The organism is Pseudomonas allokribbensis (assembly GCF_014863605.1).
GTDB lineage: Bacteria > Pseudomonadota > Gammaproteobacteria > Pseudomonadales > Pseudomonadaceae > Aquipseudomonas > Aquipseudomonas allokribbensis.
The window spans coordinates 2,630,549-2,645,485 of record NZ_CP062252.1 but is presented as its reverse complement, the minus strand read 5'-3'; the positions used below and the strand labels follow the sequence as shown (position 1 = coordinate 2,645,485).

Below are 14,937 nucleotides of genomic sequence, written 5' to 3'. Positions count from 1 at the left end.
GCAAGCCGCCGTTAACATTTTGAATGGCTTTGTGCTCAAAGCAATTCGATCTAAACTCCCATTAGGGGATCAGTTTTGGAGCGTTGGTTGGATCTAGTGATCCATCCATTAGTTTTCGAAGAATAACGGTCCAGTGATCCGCCTCTTTGGCCGTCATATTCATGACAATCTTTGGATGCTGCAGATCGTCTAATTTTATGTGCACCCCCCGTGCTTCCGCACGCGCACCGATCGCTTTGAGATTATCGGCGAGCACTTCCTGTGCCACGGCCATATCCCTACCGTAATACTTCGTAGTGGTCATGCCAGGGTCATAGAAGTAAAACTCGACAACATCAGCAACGTTGACAATAACGGGAGACAGAACCTCCAACGTCGGTAAAACCTTTATATAAGATATTTTGGCAGCGCGAGAATCTACAGAAATGGAACCATTAGCATTATAGTAAAAATAGTCAATATTTTGCAGGGACGCTAATGACTTGGCGCGGACGTCGTCCAGTAATTTATTTATTACAAGTATTTTCCTATCGACTCCCCACTTTATTAAAAATGCGGGGATTGCGATGGCTGATCCAAAACCAATTAGAGCGCTTTTCGATAAATACCATACTGCAATCATGATGATACAAAAGAGCGTAAACCAAACCGTGATATGAGGCGCCAATGCCAGAACATACATTTGCTTCTTTGATATTACGTCTGTAATGGTTTTCACGATAGAGCCTTACTGTCGAGATCTTAGGGGTAGTGCTTGGGTCAAATATTGAGGCAGTCCGAGTTGTAAGCGTGACGCCTCAGAGAAGTGCGTCGTGTCATCGAGCTACGTTCTATTAATTAGCGGTGCCAAATTGACGCGCCAGACGTGGCAGACGTGGCAGACGTGGCAGACGTGGCAGACGTGGCAGACGTGGCAGACGTGGCAGACGTGGCAGATTGCCACCAAACTCGCTCAAGTAGAAGAGGCCGCATCGTTTTTTAAGCGATCAAAACCATGAGTGTTGCAATGCGAAGCGTTCGCTAACCATTTCTAAATGGCCGCTTCTGGCCGAAAAAAGCCCTCCATAAAAACCCACCAATCAGCACTAAATCCTCTCTCCATCACTCACCCCTCATCAACCCGCCCCGCAACCCAAGCACGGCTATACCCAAGCACCCTCCCCGCCAACCCCAGCGGAAAATGAATCACCCCATGCGCCGTTTCCGGCAACAGATGCACCTCCACGTCCGCCGCCCTACCCCAACGCTCAGCCAACTCAAGCGTGTCATCCCTGAGCGGATCCAGCTCCGCCGCAAACATCAACGCCGGCGGAAACCCGGTGAAGTCACCGTACAACGGAGACAACGGTGGCTGCCGGCGTTCTTCATCGCTCAATCCCGGCGTAAGCATTTGCAGCGCTTCAACCATGCCAGGCCCATCCAGCAGCAAGGTATCGGGCCCGGCGTTGCGCACGCTGGGGGTTCCGGTCAGGTCGTAGACGCCGTAGTACAGCAGCGCCCCGCTCACCCGTTCGAGCAAGTGCGGCCACTGTTTGAGTTGCAGCAGAGTCGCGGCGGCGAGGTGGCCGCCGGCAGACTCGCCCACGACGATGACGGGCAGGTTCGCAAACTCGTGGCAGTCATCGCTCAGCAGCCAGCGGGCCGCCGTGAGGCAGTCCTGCATGACGCCTTCGATCGGTGTCGAGACCACCAGCCGATAATCGACCGAGACCACCGCCACGTCGCAGGCTTTCACCATGCCGATGTTGAGGTGGTCGTTCATCTGCGCATTGCCGATGACCCAGCCGCCGCCATGAAAATCCAGTACCACGCCTTTGGCCTTTGTCTTTGGCCGAATGATCCGCACCGGCACTGAAGCGCCATCGACGCCCACCACTTTGCGCTCTGCCTCGAGTCCGTGCTTGAGCAACTTTCTCGCACCGCCCCATTGGCTGAGGCGCAACAGCAACTGAATCGCCCGTGGCGTGATGCGATTGCGGATGCGAAAGCGCGGCAGCCGGGCAAGCTTCTTGTTGAAAGCGCGTAATTGCGCCAACTCGTTATCGTCTACGGGCCAGCGGGTTGATGTCTTCATTTCGTCCTGGCTCATCGGCGGTTGTTGCGCAGGATATCAGCGGTTGCGGTCTGTTCCAGACTGGATGCCTGGAGCAACGCAAAAAGTTCATCGGCCGTCATCTCGCCTCGTTGATAGGAATAGGCAATGCTCAAAGACAAACCGACATAGGTGAGCGTTTCTTCGATGGATACCATGAGCTGAAACCCCATTCACCGGAGCCCGTCATGACTACCACCAAAACCCTTTTCATTACCGGCGTCAGCAGCGGCTTCGGCCATGCGCTGGCCAGGGAAGCACTCGCGGCCGGCCATCGTGTCATTGGCACCGTGCGCAAGGAAGCCGACTTGCACGCCTTTCAATCACTCTCCGTGGATAACGCTTACGGGGTGATGCTGGATGTCACGGACTTCGAGCGGATCGATGGCGTCATCGCGCAGGTTGAAGCCACGCACGGCCCGGTCGACGTGTTGATCAACAACGCCGGTTACGGTCACGAAGGTATCTTCGAAGAGTCGCCTCTGGAAGACATGCGCCGCCAGTTCGACGTGAACGTGTTCGGCGCCGTTGTCGTGATCAAGGCGTTCCTGCCCTTCTTTCGCAAACGGCGTGCCGGCCGCATTATCAATATCACCTCGATGGGCGGCACGATCACGATGCCGGGCATCGCCTACTACTGCGGCAGCAAGTTTGCGCTCGAAGGCATCTCCGATACGCTGAGCAAGGAGCTGGCGCCCTTCAATATTTTCGTGACCGCCGTCGCGCCGGGTTCATTTCGAACCGACTGGGCCGGTCGCTCGATGCAGCGCACGCCGCGCAGCATTGCCGACTACGACGCCAGTTTCGATCCGGTGCGCAAGGCGCGCGAAGAAAAGAGCGGCAAGCAACTTGGCGATCCGCAAAAAGCGGCCCAGGCGATGTTGCAGATCATCGCCAGCCCGACACCGCCGGCGCACCTGCTCCTGGGCAGTGACGCGTTGCGACTGGTGCGTGAAAAACTCAAACACGCAGCCGGCGAGATCGATCAGTGGGAAGCGTTGACTCGCTCCACCGACCATTGAGCGGCCAATAGAGAGGACGCGATGAAGCAGGCCGACACAGGTACCTCGCGCATGGTGCAGCTCATGGAAACCCTCGCACCGGTCGAGGGTTATAACCTCAGTGCGCTTGAAGGCGTGCGTTTTCTGCGTTCGAACCGGCCGCTGACCCGCACACCGGTGCTGTACGACCCGGGCATTGTGATCCTCTGTCAGGGGCAGAAACGCGGTTATCTGGGCGATGACGTCTACGTTTACGACGCCCAGCATTATCTGGTGGTGTCCGTGCCGATCCCCTTCTCCATGGAAACCGATGCCACCGAGGCCGAGCCGATGCTCGCGATCTACATGCACCTCGACTTCCAGTTGGCCAGCGAGTTGATGCAGCAAGTGGATGACCTTCACGGCCCAAGCGATGCGCAGCCCAAGGGCATGTACGCTTCGCCGATGGACGACAGGCTCCGCACTTCGACGTTGCGTTTTCTTGAAGCGATGAGCATTCCGGGCGAAGCGCAGATTTTGGGGCCATCGCTGCTGCGGGAAATCTACTACCGCATTCTCACGGGCGAACAAGGCGGATCGATGCGTGCTGCGCTTAATCGACAGGGGCACTTCGGCAAGGTGACTCGGGCGATACGCAAGATCCACAGTTGCTACCAAGAGCGCCTGGACGTCGAGCAACTCGCCCACGAAGCCAGTATGAGCGTGCCGAATTTTCACCTGCACTTTCGCAGCGTGACGGACACCTCTCCGATGCAATATCTGAAGTCGACACGTCTGCACCAGGCGCGACTGCTAATGCTGCGCAATGCCATGACCGCTTCGGCAGCGGCGTTCAACGTGGGTTATGAAAGCGCCTCGCAATTCAGTCGCGAGTTCAAACGCTTCTTTGGCAGGACACCGCAGGCGGAGATCGAGTGGATGAAGGCGGCGTACGCCTTGCCAGCGCCGACTATGCCCTCGGAGTATGTTTCGTCGCATTAATAGTGAGTTTGGCTTTCTGGACGGGGTGGTATATGGCTGCTAGATTCAATTGATCAATTGTCACTTGAAGTGATACCAACATGGCCGAATATAAGTTTTCCCACTATATAAAGAAAAGACAGGCTTTATCCTCAACCGCTTTTGGCATTAACAACACTAAACTCGAAGCGACAATTCAAAACACACCGATCTCGGGCGAAAATCTATTGAAATGGATTTACGATGTTTTGGCGATTCTTGACACCAAGGCTTCTGCTTTAATGCGTTTGAACGGCGTAATGCTCGCAACTACCACGTTTATGCTGATTCATGGGGCTACATTACAAATAAAAGTATTGATTATATTCAACGCACTACCTTTAACGCTTTCCATTATTTTATGTCTTTTCGTTGTCAATGTGGATTGGCCATTCTTGGGCAAGGCGAAGATGCCTAAAACTCCTGACAGCGCAACTGAGATCGCTGGACAGACGATTGACTTCACCGAAGAGTTTTCGCGTCTGGAGTCAATGATTGGTATTCGCACCCTTATCTACAGATGGGCATGGGGACTTTCGCTCTTCGCTGCCGTTGCATTCATAATCGCCCTCGCGATTTATTTATCCAACCAATTCGTAATTTGAGAACGTCATGACAGAGCCAGAAAAACTATTAAAGGCCGCAGTCGACATTCGGAAAAACTGTTACGCCCCCTACTCTTCCTACTTTGTTGGTGCCGCCGTAGAAACCTCCTGCGGTTCAATTTACAGCAGCGTCAACTTCGAAAACGCGTCCTATGGCGTAACGTCTTGCGCTGAAGTAGGCGCCATTCAGGCAGCCGTTGCTGATGGCAAAATCGCGGATATCGTTCGAATTGCTGTAGTGGGTGGCCACGGACGGGATAGCCATGAGCACGATGACCAACTCGTGACACCTTGCGGACGCTGTCGGCAGGTTTTGATCGAAGTTGCGAATGCTGGGCAGCGGGATATTGAAGTCTGGTGTGCGACTCCGGATCTGAAGAAAATTCATCGTTTTACAGCCAAGGAGTTGCTACCGAGCGACTTTGGGTCTGACAACCTCAAGTAGGCCACTCGATGGCTCTATTCGCCACTCAGCCCCACTGATCCGGCCTCACTGGCAGGCAGGTTTTCCACGCTCGCAAGCAGATCAAGAAAGCGCGCGTTCAGTACAGCGTCCGCCAACCTTGCGGTTGCGTACTCTCGCAAGCGTTCCAAATCGCCGCTCGCAACCGCAAAGCCCTGCTGACCTTTTAGTTGTTGCGCGTAGTCACCCAGCACGGCGGCCGTTTCGTCGCACAGTTCAATCGATGCCAGCCAGGCCTCGCCTTGCGACTGACCGTGAGCCAACTCCACCTGTAGCGCATCGATTGCCATGGCGATGGTGCGAAGCCGTACCAGCAGTTCCTGCATACGAAAAACCAGCACTTCCTGATGACTCTCGGCAACCTGCCATCCTGGCTCCAGCGCCACTCGGGCCACCATCGCCTGGCAATCGGCCAACTCACTCCACACCCGTAAATCACGGGGCGCCTCGTCGGCTGTTCGTCTGGTTTTCAGCGAGTCCGCGAGCCGGCCAACCAGCGTCGCCAATCGCTGACGCAGCGTTTCACCCTCTGCCTCGGGCCACAGAAACGCGTGAATCAACAGGGAAATCCCGACACCCAACAGTACACCGATGATGCGATCACGAATCTCGGTCAGGTTGGTGCTGGGCTCGAATTGCTCCAGCAACGCCAACGCGAAAGTGAACACGATCTGCACACCGGCATAGCTGATTCGCTCGGAGCCGGCGGCGATCCAGGAGCCCAATGCAATCACTGGCAATGACATGAACAACAGGCCAACGATCCCGTCGATGTGCGGAACCACCAGAATCACCATCGCCAATGCCAAGGCACTGCCCACCAGCGCACCACCGACACGCAACGTCGCACGCATCCCGGTCGCGCCGAGGCTGGGTTGAGCGACGATCAGGCAGGTCAGCATGATGGTGTGGATGCCCTGCCAGTCCGTGCCCATGTAGAACAGGTAGCAAAGCGATGCCGCCAGCAGCGTCTTGACGGCAAACTGTGTGTAGACCGGGTTTTCAAAGGCATCAGGCACCCACATCGGGGCGTCCTTCGGCTTGGTTTCCTGAGGGATCTCAGCCTTTTCCACATTGAGAAAAGACAGCAACTCCAGACGCATTTCCTCGTACACGCCGGGCAAACCGGTCGTATCGATCTGATCAAGAGCAGACAATCCTTCAGGCCCTTGACCCGTATCCAGAGACGCCTCCAGATCGAGCACTGCCTGGCGCAACAACTCGGTCGCCCGGGCATTCGCTGTTGGCGGCGGTAGTTGAGCAGCCAGCGTCAACAGCCGGGAAATACTGCTGATGCGCGCCAGGTGCGCCGCCTGTTGACTGCGAAAATCGGCGTCCCGCATGCAGGCGAACCGCAACAGCTGTTGCGAAGCCAACACACTGCGCTGAATCGCGGCGGCACCCAGCGCCGCACCGCTCTGCTCACCGCCAAGACACCGGGCAACAGTCATCAACTGGGAGCGCAAATGATTCTTCAGTTGCCTGACAGGCTCCGCCGGCAACAGCAACGTATTGACCAACAGCGTCAGGGCGATGGCGTAACTGACCGCCACCCACACCCACAGCACCAGACGCAAAACCGCCTCAGCCTGATCGGTCAGATCGACGAAAGTCTGGGCATAGATCACCACAATGCCGACCACGAAAAACACCACGCCGATCCGCGTGACCCGAATCAGATACGCACTGCAGAAAAACAGCACGCTCGCCCCCAGAATTCTCAGGAGCGGGTATCCGTAGGTGAACTTCAGAAGCAGGATGGTCAAGCCGATGGCCAGCGTCGCGCCGGCCAGGAACAGCATCCCGACCATGCGGGTCAGCACCACGTTGGTCTGCGTCACGTAGAACACCACGATCAACGATAGCGCCAACAACGGAACCTGCAGGGTCATCGAAATGATGATCACCAGCGCACTGCCCAGCAGCGTGCGCAGCAACAGGTTCACACGGCCAGGATAGGGCTGAAGTTCATCGACCAGAAACCGATACAGGCGCTCCAGGCCACCCCTGTTCCAGTCTTCCGCCGAGCGTTTCATTGGCCGGTCTTGGCCGGTTCGTCAGGGCGCAGCACTGCGACGGCAGAAGCGCCGATACGGAACAGCTCCGGGTCGGGATCCTGCACCGAGATCTTCACCGGAAAACGTTGCGAAACCCTGACCCAGTTGATGGTGCGCTGGACGCGCGGCAGGCCTTCGATGACGGTTCCGCCGTCATCCGGCAGCACACCGAAACTGAGCGAATCCACCCGGCCCTGAAACCGTTTACCGGTGTCACCCAACAGATAAAGCGTGGCGGACGTGCCGGCCTTGATGCCTTTCAGATCGGTCTCGCGAAAGTTCGCCACCACGTACCAGTGGCGCGTATCGATCAGCGTGAAGATTGGTTTGTAGGCCGAGGCGAACTGACCGACCGTGGTACGCAAGGACGCGATACGCCCGTCGAAAGGTGCGCGAACCTCGGTGAACTCCAGGCTCAGTTCGGCCAGGGAAATCTGCGCTTCGACCTCGGCCCGCTGCGCCACCAGCGCATCCACACCACTGACGGCAGCCCCGGCTCGTTGTGCCTGCAATCGGGAGGCGTTGAGTTCGGCAGCCGTCGAACGCTGGGCCGTTCGCGCCTGGTCTACCGCTTCCACGGACACGTAGCCCTTGGCGAGCAACTTCTCCAGACGCTGAAGGGTGTCGTTGGACTGTGTGGCTTGCGCCCGCGCCCGCTCGACCGACGCCACAGCCGATGCGGCCTCGTATTGCTGGGCGTTCACACTGCGTTGAGTCAAACCGATCTGATGATTCAGCGTAACCAGCCGCGCCCTGGCCTGATCCAGCGCATCCTGATATGGACGTGCGTCGATGCGGATCAACAGATCGCCCTGCTTGACCAACTGATTGTCGCGCACCGGCATCTCGACGATCCGGCCGTTTACTTCCGGAACGACATCGATGGTGTCGGCGTACACGTAGGCATCATCGGTGCTCGGTCGGGTTTCGGTTTGCCAGAGCACATAACCCAGCAACAGAAACGCCGCCAGCACGATCAGCAGCGCCGGCACACGGCTTGAATGCGGTTTTACAGTGGGTTTATTCATGGCGGGCATTCATCCGTGGAAGACGACGAGCCACAACAGCATCGCCAGGAGTCCGGTCAGCGCCGGGTAACTCAGTGCCAGAGGAGAAATGCGTTCGCGCAGCGAATATCTGCCCAGGATCACGTGGATCGCCGTGGTCGCCAGAACGCCGCCGACAATGCAGAACAGCCAGTCAGGAAAAGCCGCACCAAACAGTACAAGCGAGGGGGACGTGGAGCATCCACTGAGCAGTAGAACGACAGGTATCAGTGCCAGCCTGACGGAATCGGATGAAGGCATGTCTACCTCCGCAAGTGACGACTGACGCAAACCGGAACCTCTGGGCAAGGAATTGACCTGCGCACCTTACCGATCCGGTCACGGCCCCGATATTGGAAAAAAACATAACTTCGTTGTGACAGTAAACAACCGCAAAACCGGGCTGAAAGCGTTGTTGAACTGGCCTGGTGAACGTAAGAGTATAGAGCGCGCACAGACACTCGCCGGCGAGTGAAACCGACACTTCCAGGCGCAAAAAGGTGAACGCAATGACGCCCATTCCCACCCTCAGCGCTCGACTTGCAACGATCACCCGCGAGTTTGCGAACACCCCTTCCCTGCTCACCGCGAAGATCAACAGCCAGCTCAACGGGATGGCGGGCTACAAGGACCTCACGCCCGAAGCCCGCAAGGATCTGGAAAACTCCCTGAGCTACACCGCGCGCCTGTGGTGCGAAACGCTGCTGACCGGCGAGGGCTTGTCGCAGGACACTCGTCGTACGCTGAAGGAGATCGGTTGCCGGCGGGTCCATCAGGGCGTGCCCCTGCAATCGCTGATGCGCGGCTTCAGTCTGGGGGTGCGTGAAATCTGGAGCGGCTACCTGGAACTCGCCAGAGACGACGATGCATTAAGCAAAGAGTTGTTGTTGCAGATTTCCGGCTACATGTTCGACTTCTTCGACGATATTGCCGAAGAAGTGGTCCAGGCGTATCTGGAAGAACAGATTCAGAAAGTCCGCTGGAGGGAACACCTGCACCAACGCCTTTATCACTTCCTGCTGCATTCGCCGCAGGATACCGAGGGATTTGAGGACACCCTGTCGGCACTCGGCCTGGACGCCAGCACGCCCCGCGTGGCGCTCGCACTGGAACTGCCCTTGCGCCCTGTCCAGCCATTGCAGCGCGAAGACGAATTCGACCGCCTGACCCTGCAGGTTTCCCGGCACCTGAAGATTCCCGTCAAGGAACTGATCCGCGTCTGGTACCGCGACAAACTGGTGATCTGGCTGCCGGGCATCAAAGGTGAAACCCTGACCCAATGCGACCAGCGAATGGTCGAAAGCGCCGCGTCACTGCCCGCGCTCCTGCCCCAACTGCGGGGCGTGGGTATCGGTCTGTTGAACCAAGGTATTGCCGGCTGGATCAGTACGGCAGAAGAAGCGATCAAGGCGATCGACCTCTTCCCTTTCAACGGGGCCGAGCAACTCGTCAGACGCTATTCCAGCGTACTGATCGAAGACAGCGTGCGCAGCAACGACAACACCCTCAGGTACCTGATTTCGCTCATCGAACAGCTCAGCCATGAACCCGACCTCCTGCTGACGCTGGAGGCGTTCTTCTCAAGTGGCCGTCACCGTGCCCAGACCGCCAAAACCCTCGGCATCCACCCGAACACCCTCAATTACCGGACGGGACGCATCGAGAACCTGCTGGGCGCGGATCTCAATGACATCAACTGGGTGAGCCGACTGGACACGGCGCTGAAGTTGCGCCGGTTTTCGATCAGCAAGGTGCGGGAGGGTTAGCGTCCACGACAGGTATGAGCTGATCAGAAACAGTCGCGGCCTTTGAGCGTGGAAGGCATGGTCAACTCAATATTCGAAAGGCGTTCCCCGGTCGCGCCCCTTCAGTCCGCGCACAGCATCGCTGCAATACGACATCAACTCATCCAGGTAGGGCGTCAGTTTCACCACTTCGATCAATTCCAGCGCCTGCGCGGCGGCATGCCGGATGGCTTGCCATTCGATACGGTAAAAAATTTCCTGGTCATGGCAGAGAAAAGCTGCTTCCGGCAGCGAGTCACATAACGCCCAAACCTGCTGAAGTTGAGCCCGAACGTCATGAGGCATCGCACTGCCACACACTGTGAGCACCTCATTGACCGGCAACATTGACGCTGACCACACCTCACAGGCCGGGCAATCCGGGATCGTATTTCGCTGCACATCAGCGCTCGATGCCAGGACTGTCAGGCCCTCAATGGCTTCGCAAACCGAGAGAACGCGTTTGTGTTCATCTTGCGCATACCATTCCCACAGCGTGGTGGAGAACGCCATCGTCAACTCCAGAGACTGAACCGTTGTTCATTCATCACTTGTAATCGCATGCCACTCAGACGCCCAAGAGCCGCTTCGTGGTCGCCATCGATGTAGCCAACGATTGTCCCGTCCGTTGCAACTTGTTCAAAAGGCTGGCACCCAGCCAAAGCTGATACAGGGTTTCCGCCAGTTGCCGGGCATCGCCGTCGGGCAGGCATTGATCGGCCTGGCCCTGCTCGATGCAAGTGGTGATGCGAGCCACCACGCGCTCGGCGCCATCGCGCAAGGTGAGGCGCATGGCCTCGGACAGATCGGCCACCTCGGCACTGAGCTTCACCACCAGACACTCGTCACCGTGCCCTTCCAGCGTGCAGCGGTCCTGCCAGCCCTGCCAGTAATCCATCAGTCGCTCGCGGGCATTCAGACTGGGCAGCGTCAGGCGCCGCTCCATGTCGGCGAGGTAACCGACAAAGTAGTCCTCGAGCAGCGCCTGGCCATACAGCTCTTTGGATTTGAAGTAGTGATAGAACGACCCTTTGGGGACGCCAGCGGTTTGCAGGATCTCGTTCAGGCCGACACTGGTGAAACCTTTCTCGGCCATCATCCGGTGGCCGGTGTCGAGCAGGTGTTGGCGGGTGTCGTCGTAGGTCGGTTTCATCGGGGCGCAGATTACCAGGCAATAGACCAGTCGTTTAACTCGAAGGAACGGGAGTTTGCCACACCGGTCCATGAAAAACATGCGGATAAAAAATTACTAGACGACTGGTCTAATTGGAAACTATGCTGCGCCCCGACCAACCTTTTCCCCGGTGTCGATCGTGTGCGAATCCCTCGCACAGCCACGACACCCGACCCACCCAAGGTGCTCTATGAAAATCTTGATGGTTCTGACTTCCCACGATCAACTCGGCAACACCGGCAAGAAAACCGGCTTCTGGCTCGAAGAGTTCGCCGCGCCCTACTACGCCTTCAAGGACGCCGGCGCCGATATCACGCTGGTTTCCCCTGCCGGCGGCCAGCCACCGCTTGATCCGAAAAGCGACGAACCCGACGCACAGACCGCCGAGACCGATCGATTCCGCAAGGATCCGATCGCCCAACAGGCGCTCGCAAACACCGGACGCCTGGCCGATGTCAGCGCCGAGGATTTCGATGCCGTGTTTTATCCAGGTGGCCACGGCCCGCTCTGGGATCTGGCCGAAGACAAGCATTCGATTGCCCTGATCGAAGCTTTCGCCCGCAGCAACAAGCCTCATGGTTTCGTCTGCCATGCCCCGGGTGTGCTGCGGCATGTGCTCGGCGCCGAGGGCAAACCCTTGGTCAAGGATCGTGACGTCACCGGCTTCACCAACTCTGAAGAAGCGGCGGTCGGTCTGACGGATGTGGTGCCGTTCCTGGTCGAAGACGATTTCCAGCGCCTCGGCGCTCGTTATTCCAAGGTCGCCGACTGGCAGGTACACGTAGTGACCGACGGGAAACTGGTCACCGGCCAGAACCCAGCCAGCTCCGCCGCTGTCGCCGAGAAACTGTTGAAGCTGCTCGGCTGACGCTTTCAGCCGTCACCAATCCGGACGCCGTGCGCGTGTTGCACGGCGTCTTTTTTTGGCCCGACAACTAGTCGACTGGTCTAATAAACTCCGATCAAGGCACATCCATGAATCACAGCAGTTTCTTCAAACCCGGCACTTTGGGTCGTCACACCCTGAAAAACCGCATTGTCCTGCCGCCCCTCACCCGCCAGCGCAGCACACAGCCGGGCAACGTTGCCAATGAGTTGATGGCCGAGTATTACCAGCAGCGCGCGGGCGCCGGTCTGCTGGTGACCGAGGGCACCCAGATCGAACCCCGGGGCCAGGGTTACGCCTGGACACCGGGCATTCACACACCCGAGCAGATTGCCGGGTGGCGCAAAGTCACTGAAGCAGTGCACGCCAGAGAGGGCGTGATCTTCGCCCAGCTCTGGCATGTGGGGCGCGTGTCCCACACAGCTCTGCAACCCGACGGTGCCGCACCGGTTTCGGCCTCTGCGGTGGCCACCGACCGGGTCAGCGTGTTCATCGAAACCGCGCCTGGCGCTGGCGCCCTGGTGCCACCGTCCGCCCCTCGCGCACTGACCACCGATGAAGTGCAGGAACTGGTTCAGCTGTACATTCAGGCGGCGCGCAATGCCATGGAGGCAGGTTTCGACGGGATCGAACTGCACTGCGCCAACGGCTATCTGGTGAACCAGTTCATCTCGGCCCACAGTAATCTGCGCACCGACCAGTACGGCGGCTCGCTGCACAACCGCCTGCGCTTTTTGCGTGAAGTGGTGTCCGGTGTTGCCGAGTGCATCGGTCGTGAAAAAGTCGGTGTGCGTTTCGCCCCGCTGTTCACCACCACCGACGAAGCGCGTACCTACCTGGGCATGGTCGAGGAAGATCCGCACACCACTTACATCGAAGCGATCAAGGTGCTGCAGGACGTGGGCATCGCCTACCTGTCCATCGCCGAAGCCGACTGGGACGATGCCCCGGCGATGCCACTCACGTTCCGCCAGGCAGTGCGCGAAACCTTCAGCGGCGCGATCATTTACGCCGGGCGCTACACCGCAGAAACCGGTGCGCAGTTGCTCGATTCCGGGCTGGCGGACTTCGTGGCCTTCGGTCGTCCGTTCATGGCCAACCCGGATCTGCCTGCGCGCATCGCCAATGACTGGCCGCTGAATTCACTGAATCCGGCCACGGTCTACGGTGGTCATGCCGAAGGGTATGTGGACTACCCCGAGTACGCGTGATGACTGCCGATTATCGGTAAGGCGCAACGCCCGCCCGTTCAGCACCGCTCACACTGGCAGTGGTGAACGGGAACTGTCGCCGGGAGCTTTCCTTGCCATCCGGTTCCGCCCTGTGGTCTTCGCCTGGTACAGCGCCTGATCCGCCTTCTCGATCAGCGCTTGTACCACTGCCAGTTGCGGACCGGCCGCCGCGGTGACGCCGATACTGACCGTCACCCGACCGAACGGGCTCGCCGGATGAGCAATGTGCGCTTGCGTCAGTCGCTCCAGAATCAGTTGCGCCACGACCGCCGCCCCCTCGCCATCGGTGTCGGGCATGATGATCGCCATCTCTTCCCCGCCATAGCGCGCCACCAGATCCGACGGTCGCCGCACACAGGCCTCAAGCACTTTCCCCACCCGTTGCAGGCAGGCGTCGCCGGCAACATGCCCCTGGGAATCGTTGAACAGCTTGAAGTAGTCGATATCAATCATCAGCAAGGCCAGCGAAACCCCGTCCCGCTGAGCCCGGCGCGCTTCCATGGCCAATGTTTCATCGAAACAGCGGCGATTGGCGAGGCCGGTCAGCGCATCCTTCATCGCCAGCAACTCCAGCTGCCGGTTTGATCCGAGCAACTGTTGTTGAGTGAGCCGCAACTCCCCTTCCACCTGAGTCCGCCGACGTATATCGAGAATGAGAAACCAGCCGATCACGCCAGTGAGCCCCAGCAACGATGCGACCACCACAATCGACAGCAGCGCCTCCAGTCGCCACGCCGCCAATGCTTCGCGCTTGCCGAGCGCGACCGTGGTGATCAGCGGCAGCTTTTCACTCTTGCGAAACGCGTAGAGCCGCTCCACCCCGTCGAGGCTGGAAGTGAAGGAAGCGGTGCCCACCGATTGGTCCACCAGGTACTTCGCATATATGGGCGACTTGGAGAAATTGCGCCCCATGTCCTGTTCGCGAAAGGGATATCGCACCAGCAGCGTACCGTCGGTGTAGGACAGACCGATGGCGCCGTCCTGCCCCACGTCGAGCTTGCCGAACAGTCGCAGGAAGTTCTCGACCCCCAGGGTGACCGCCACCACGCCGGCGAACTCTCCGCGCGCGTCATTGAAGCGGCGGCTGACGGTAATCACCCACTCCTGATTCGAGCGGCTACGGATGGGCGGGCCGATGAAGGGCTCGCGGGAAGGATCGTCACGGTGATGGATGAAATAGTCCCGGTCACTGCTGTTGACCCCGGCCGGAATCGGTCGGTTGGAAGACATCAGCCAGTGGCCGCGATTATCGTAAACGGTGATGCCACTGAGCTGCGGCATCAGCGGCTGCTGACGGTTGACCAGCGCATTCAACCGTTCGATCTGCGCGGGGCCGCTGCCCTCGGTTTCCAGACGCTCGACGAGCCCGAGCAAGAGCAGCGAGCTCTGCCGGACGATGCCTTCGGAATAGGTCGCCAGCGCCTGGGTCAGGTTCAACCCGTGGACGTTCACCTCGTCCAGTGCGCGCTCCCGAGAGCCCAGCACCTTCCAGATGGTCAGCGACGCCAGGGAGCAGCCGATCATCAACAGCAACAGCATCACGAGGTGGGTATCACGCTTCACATCAGTACCTTTTGGAAAGTCCGTTTTCCGTCACG

General features: G+C 58.5%; 17 protein-coding genes. 7 read left to right on the top strand and 10 right to left on the bottom strand.

What is annotated here, in order from left to right; translation table 11 throughout:
* Nucleotides 1-61 precede the first annotated feature (61 nt).
* The 4 genes from IF199_RS12070 to IF199_RS12060 form a co-directional block, all read right to left on the bottom strand.
* Nucleotides 62-718 (bottom strand): hypothetical protein, encoded by a 657-nt coding sequence (locus IF199_RS12070; protein ID WP_192560509.1) that lies wholly within the window; start codon nucleotides 716-718, stop codon nucleotides 62-64.
* Between the two features lie 115 nt (nucleotides 719-833).
* A complete protein-coding gene (locus tag IF199_RS30465; RefSeq protein WP_279612930.1) occupies nucleotides 834-956 on the bottom strand; it encodes a hypothetical protein in 123 nt (40 codons plus the stop codon).
* Between the two features lie 149 nt (nucleotides 957-1,105).
* Nucleotides 1,106-2,074, bottom strand: coding sequence for an alpha/beta hydrolase (locus IF199_RS12065; protein ID WP_192560508.1), 969 nt, complete (start codon nucleotides 2,072-2,074; stop codon nucleotides 1,106-1,108).
* An 11-nt stretch (nucleotides 2,075-2,085) separates the two neighbouring features.
* Nucleotides 2,086-2,250, bottom strand: coding sequence for a hypothetical protein (locus IF199_RS12060; RefSeq protein WP_192560507.1), 165 nt, complete (start codon nucleotides 2,248-2,250; stop codon nucleotides 2,086-2,088).
* Nucleotides 2,251-2,280: 30 nt separating this feature from the next.
* On the opposite strand from IF199_RS12060, the gene IF199_RS12055 reads away from it, so the two are divergent.
* From IF199_RS12055 to IF199_RS12040, 4 genes are all read left to right on the top strand, one after another.
* Nucleotides 2,281-3,114 carry an oxidoreductase gene (locus IF199_RS12055; protein ID WP_192560506.1) on the top strand — a complete coding sequence of 278 codons (834 nt, stop codon included), beginning with the start codon at nucleotides 2,281-2,283 and terminating at the stop codon, nucleotides 3,112-3,114.
* A gap of 21 nt (nucleotides 3,115-3,135) precedes the next feature.
* Nucleotides 3,136-4,074 carry an AraC family transcriptional regulator gene (locus tag IF199_RS12050; RefSeq protein ID WP_192560505.1) on the top strand — a complete coding sequence of 313 codons (939 nt, stop codon included), beginning with the start codon at nucleotides 3,136-3,138 and terminating at the stop codon, nucleotides 4,072-4,074.
* Nucleotides 4,075-4,154: 80 nt separating this feature from the next.
* Entirely contained in the window at nucleotides 4,155-4,697 is a 543-nt protein-coding gene (locus IF199_RS12045; RefSeq protein ID WP_192560504.1) for a hypothetical protein, read from the top strand.
* A 7-nt stretch (nucleotides 4,698-4,704) separates the two neighbouring features.
* A complete protein-coding gene (locus IF199_RS12040; protein ID WP_192560503.1) occupies nucleotides 4,705-5,142 on the top strand; it encodes a cytidine deaminase in 438 nt (145 codons plus the stop codon).
* Between the two features lie 14 nt (nucleotides 5,143-5,156).
* Here the strand turns inward: IF199_RS12040 and IF199_RS12035 are convergent, their stop codons facing one another.
* Genes IF199_RS12035 through IF199_RS12025 form a run of 3 tightly spaced genes read right to left on the bottom strand, consistent with a single transcriptional unit; the run spans nucleotide 5,157 to nucleotide 8,524 of the window.
* Complete coding sequence (locus IF199_RS12035) at nucleotides 5,157-7,196, bottom strand: FUSC family protein (RefSeq protein ID WP_192560502.1); 2,040 nt, start codon at nucleotides 7,194-7,196, stop codon at nucleotides 5,157-5,159.
* Complete coding sequence (gene mdtN / locus IF199_RS12030) at nucleotides 7,193-8,245, bottom strand: multidrug transporter subunit MdtN (protein WP_192560501.1); 1,053 nt, start codon at nucleotides 8,243-8,245, stop codon at nucleotides 7,193-7,195. Before mdtN ends, IF199_RS12035 begins: the two co-directional genes overlap by 4 nt.
* Before the next feature lie 9 nt (nucleotides 8,246-8,254).
* Nucleotides 8,255-8,524 (bottom strand): YtcA family lipoprotein, encoded by a 270-nt coding sequence (locus tag IF199_RS12025; RefSeq protein ID WP_192560500.1) that lies wholly within the window; start codon nucleotides 8,522-8,524, stop codon nucleotides 8,255-8,257.
* A 248-nt stretch (nucleotides 8,525-8,772) separates the two neighbouring features.
* On the opposite strand from IF199_RS12025, the gene IF199_RS12020 reads away from it, so the two are divergent.
* Nucleotides 8,773-10,029, top strand: a complete 1,257-nt coding sequence (locus IF199_RS12020; RefSeq protein WP_192560499.1) for a PucR family transcriptional regulator — start codon at nucleotides 8,773-8,775, stop codon at nucleotides 10,027-10,029.
* 66 nt (nucleotides 10,030-10,095) lie between these two features.
* Here the strand turns inward: IF199_RS12020 and IF199_RS12015 are convergent, their stop codons facing one another.
* On the bottom strand, nucleotides 10,096-10,560 hold the full coding sequence (locus IF199_RS12015; protein ID WP_192560498.1) for a hypothetical protein: 465 nt from the start codon (nucleotides 10,558-10,560) through the stop codon (nucleotides 10,096-10,098).
* Between the two features lie 55 nt (nucleotides 10,561-10,615).
* Complete coding sequence (locus tag IF199_RS12010) at nucleotides 10,616-11,200, bottom strand: TetR/AcrR family transcriptional regulator (RefSeq protein WP_192560497.1); 585 nt, start codon at nucleotides 11,198-11,200, stop codon at nucleotides 10,616-10,618.
* A gap of 211 nt (nucleotides 11,201-11,411) precedes the next feature.
* On the opposite strand from IF199_RS12010, the gene IF199_RS12005 reads away from it, so the two are divergent.
* Entirely contained in the window at nucleotides 11,412-12,089 is a 678-nt protein-coding gene (locus IF199_RS12005) for a type 1 glutamine amidotransferase domain-containing protein (protein WP_192560496.1), read from the top strand.
* 107 nt (nucleotides 12,090-12,196) lie between these two features.
* A complete protein-coding gene (locus IF199_RS12000) occupies nucleotides 12,197-13,318 on the top strand; it encodes an alkene reductase (RefSeq protein ID WP_192560495.1) in 1,122 nt (373 codons plus the stop codon).
* Nucleotides 13,319-13,366: 48 nt separating this feature from the next.
* Here IF199_RS12000 and IF199_RS11995 read toward each other — a convergent pair whose 3' ends face one another.
* Complete coding sequence (locus tag IF199_RS11995; protein ID WP_192560494.1) at nucleotides 13,367-14,902, bottom strand: sensor domain-containing diguanylate cyclase; 1,536 nt, start codon at nucleotides 14,900-14,902, stop codon at nucleotides 13,367-13,369.
* Between the last annotated feature and the right edge of the window lie 35 nt (nucleotides 14,903-14,937).

Coding starts and splice junctions, on each gene's coding strand:
- IF199_RS12050 (WP_192560505.1), top strand. CDS start 3,136: ATGAAGCAGGCCGACACAGGTACCTCGCGCATGGTGCAGCTCATGGAA.
- IF199_RS12035 (WP_192560502.1), bottom strand. CDS start 7,196: ATGAAACGCTCGGCGGAAGACTGGAACAGGGGTGGCCTGGAGCGCCTG.
- IF199_RS12020 (WP_192560499.1), top strand. CDS start 8,773: ATGACGCCCATTCCCACCCTCAGCGCTCGACTTGCAACGATCACCCGC.
- mdtN (WP_192560501.1), bottom strand. CDS start 8,245: ATGAATAAACCCACTGTAAAACCGCATTCAAGCCGTGTGCCGGCGCTG.
- IF199_RS12040 (WP_192560503.1), top strand. CDS start 4,705: ATGACAGAGCCAGAAAAACTATTAAAGGCCGCAGTCGACATTCGGAAA.
- IF199_RS12005 (WP_192560496.1), top strand. CDS start 11,412: ATGAAAATCTTGATGGTTCTGACTTCCCACGATCAACTCGGCAACACC.
- IF199_RS12065 (WP_192560508.1), bottom strand. CDS start 2,074: ATGAAGACATCAACCCGCTGGCCCGTAGACGATAACGAGTTGGCGCAA.
- IF199_RS12015 (WP_192560498.1), bottom strand. CDS start 10,560: ATGGCGTTCTCCACCACGCTGTGGGAATGGTATGCGCAAGATGAACAC.
- IF199_RS12025 (WP_192560500.1), bottom strand. CDS start 8,524: ATGCCTTCATCCGATTCCGTCAGGCTGGCACTGATACCTGTCGTTCTA.
- IF199_RS12000 (WP_192560495.1), top strand. CDS start 12,197: ATGAATCACAGCAGTTTCTTCAAACCCGGCACTTTGGGTCGTCACACC.
- IF199_RS12045 (WP_192560504.1), top strand. CDS start 4,155: ATGGCCGAATATAAGTTTTCCCACTATATAAAGAAAAGACAGGCTTTA.
- IF199_RS12060 (WP_192560507.1), bottom strand. CDS start 2,250: ATGGTATCCATCGAAGAAACGCTCACCTATGTCGGTTTGTCTTTGAGC.
- IF199_RS12010 (WP_192560497.1), bottom strand. CDS start 11,200: ATGAAACCGACCTACGACGACACCCGCCAACACCTGCTCGACACCGGC.
- IF199_RS12055 (WP_192560506.1), top strand. CDS start 2,281: ATGACTACCACCAAAACCCTTTTCATTACCGGCGTCAGCAGCGGCTTC.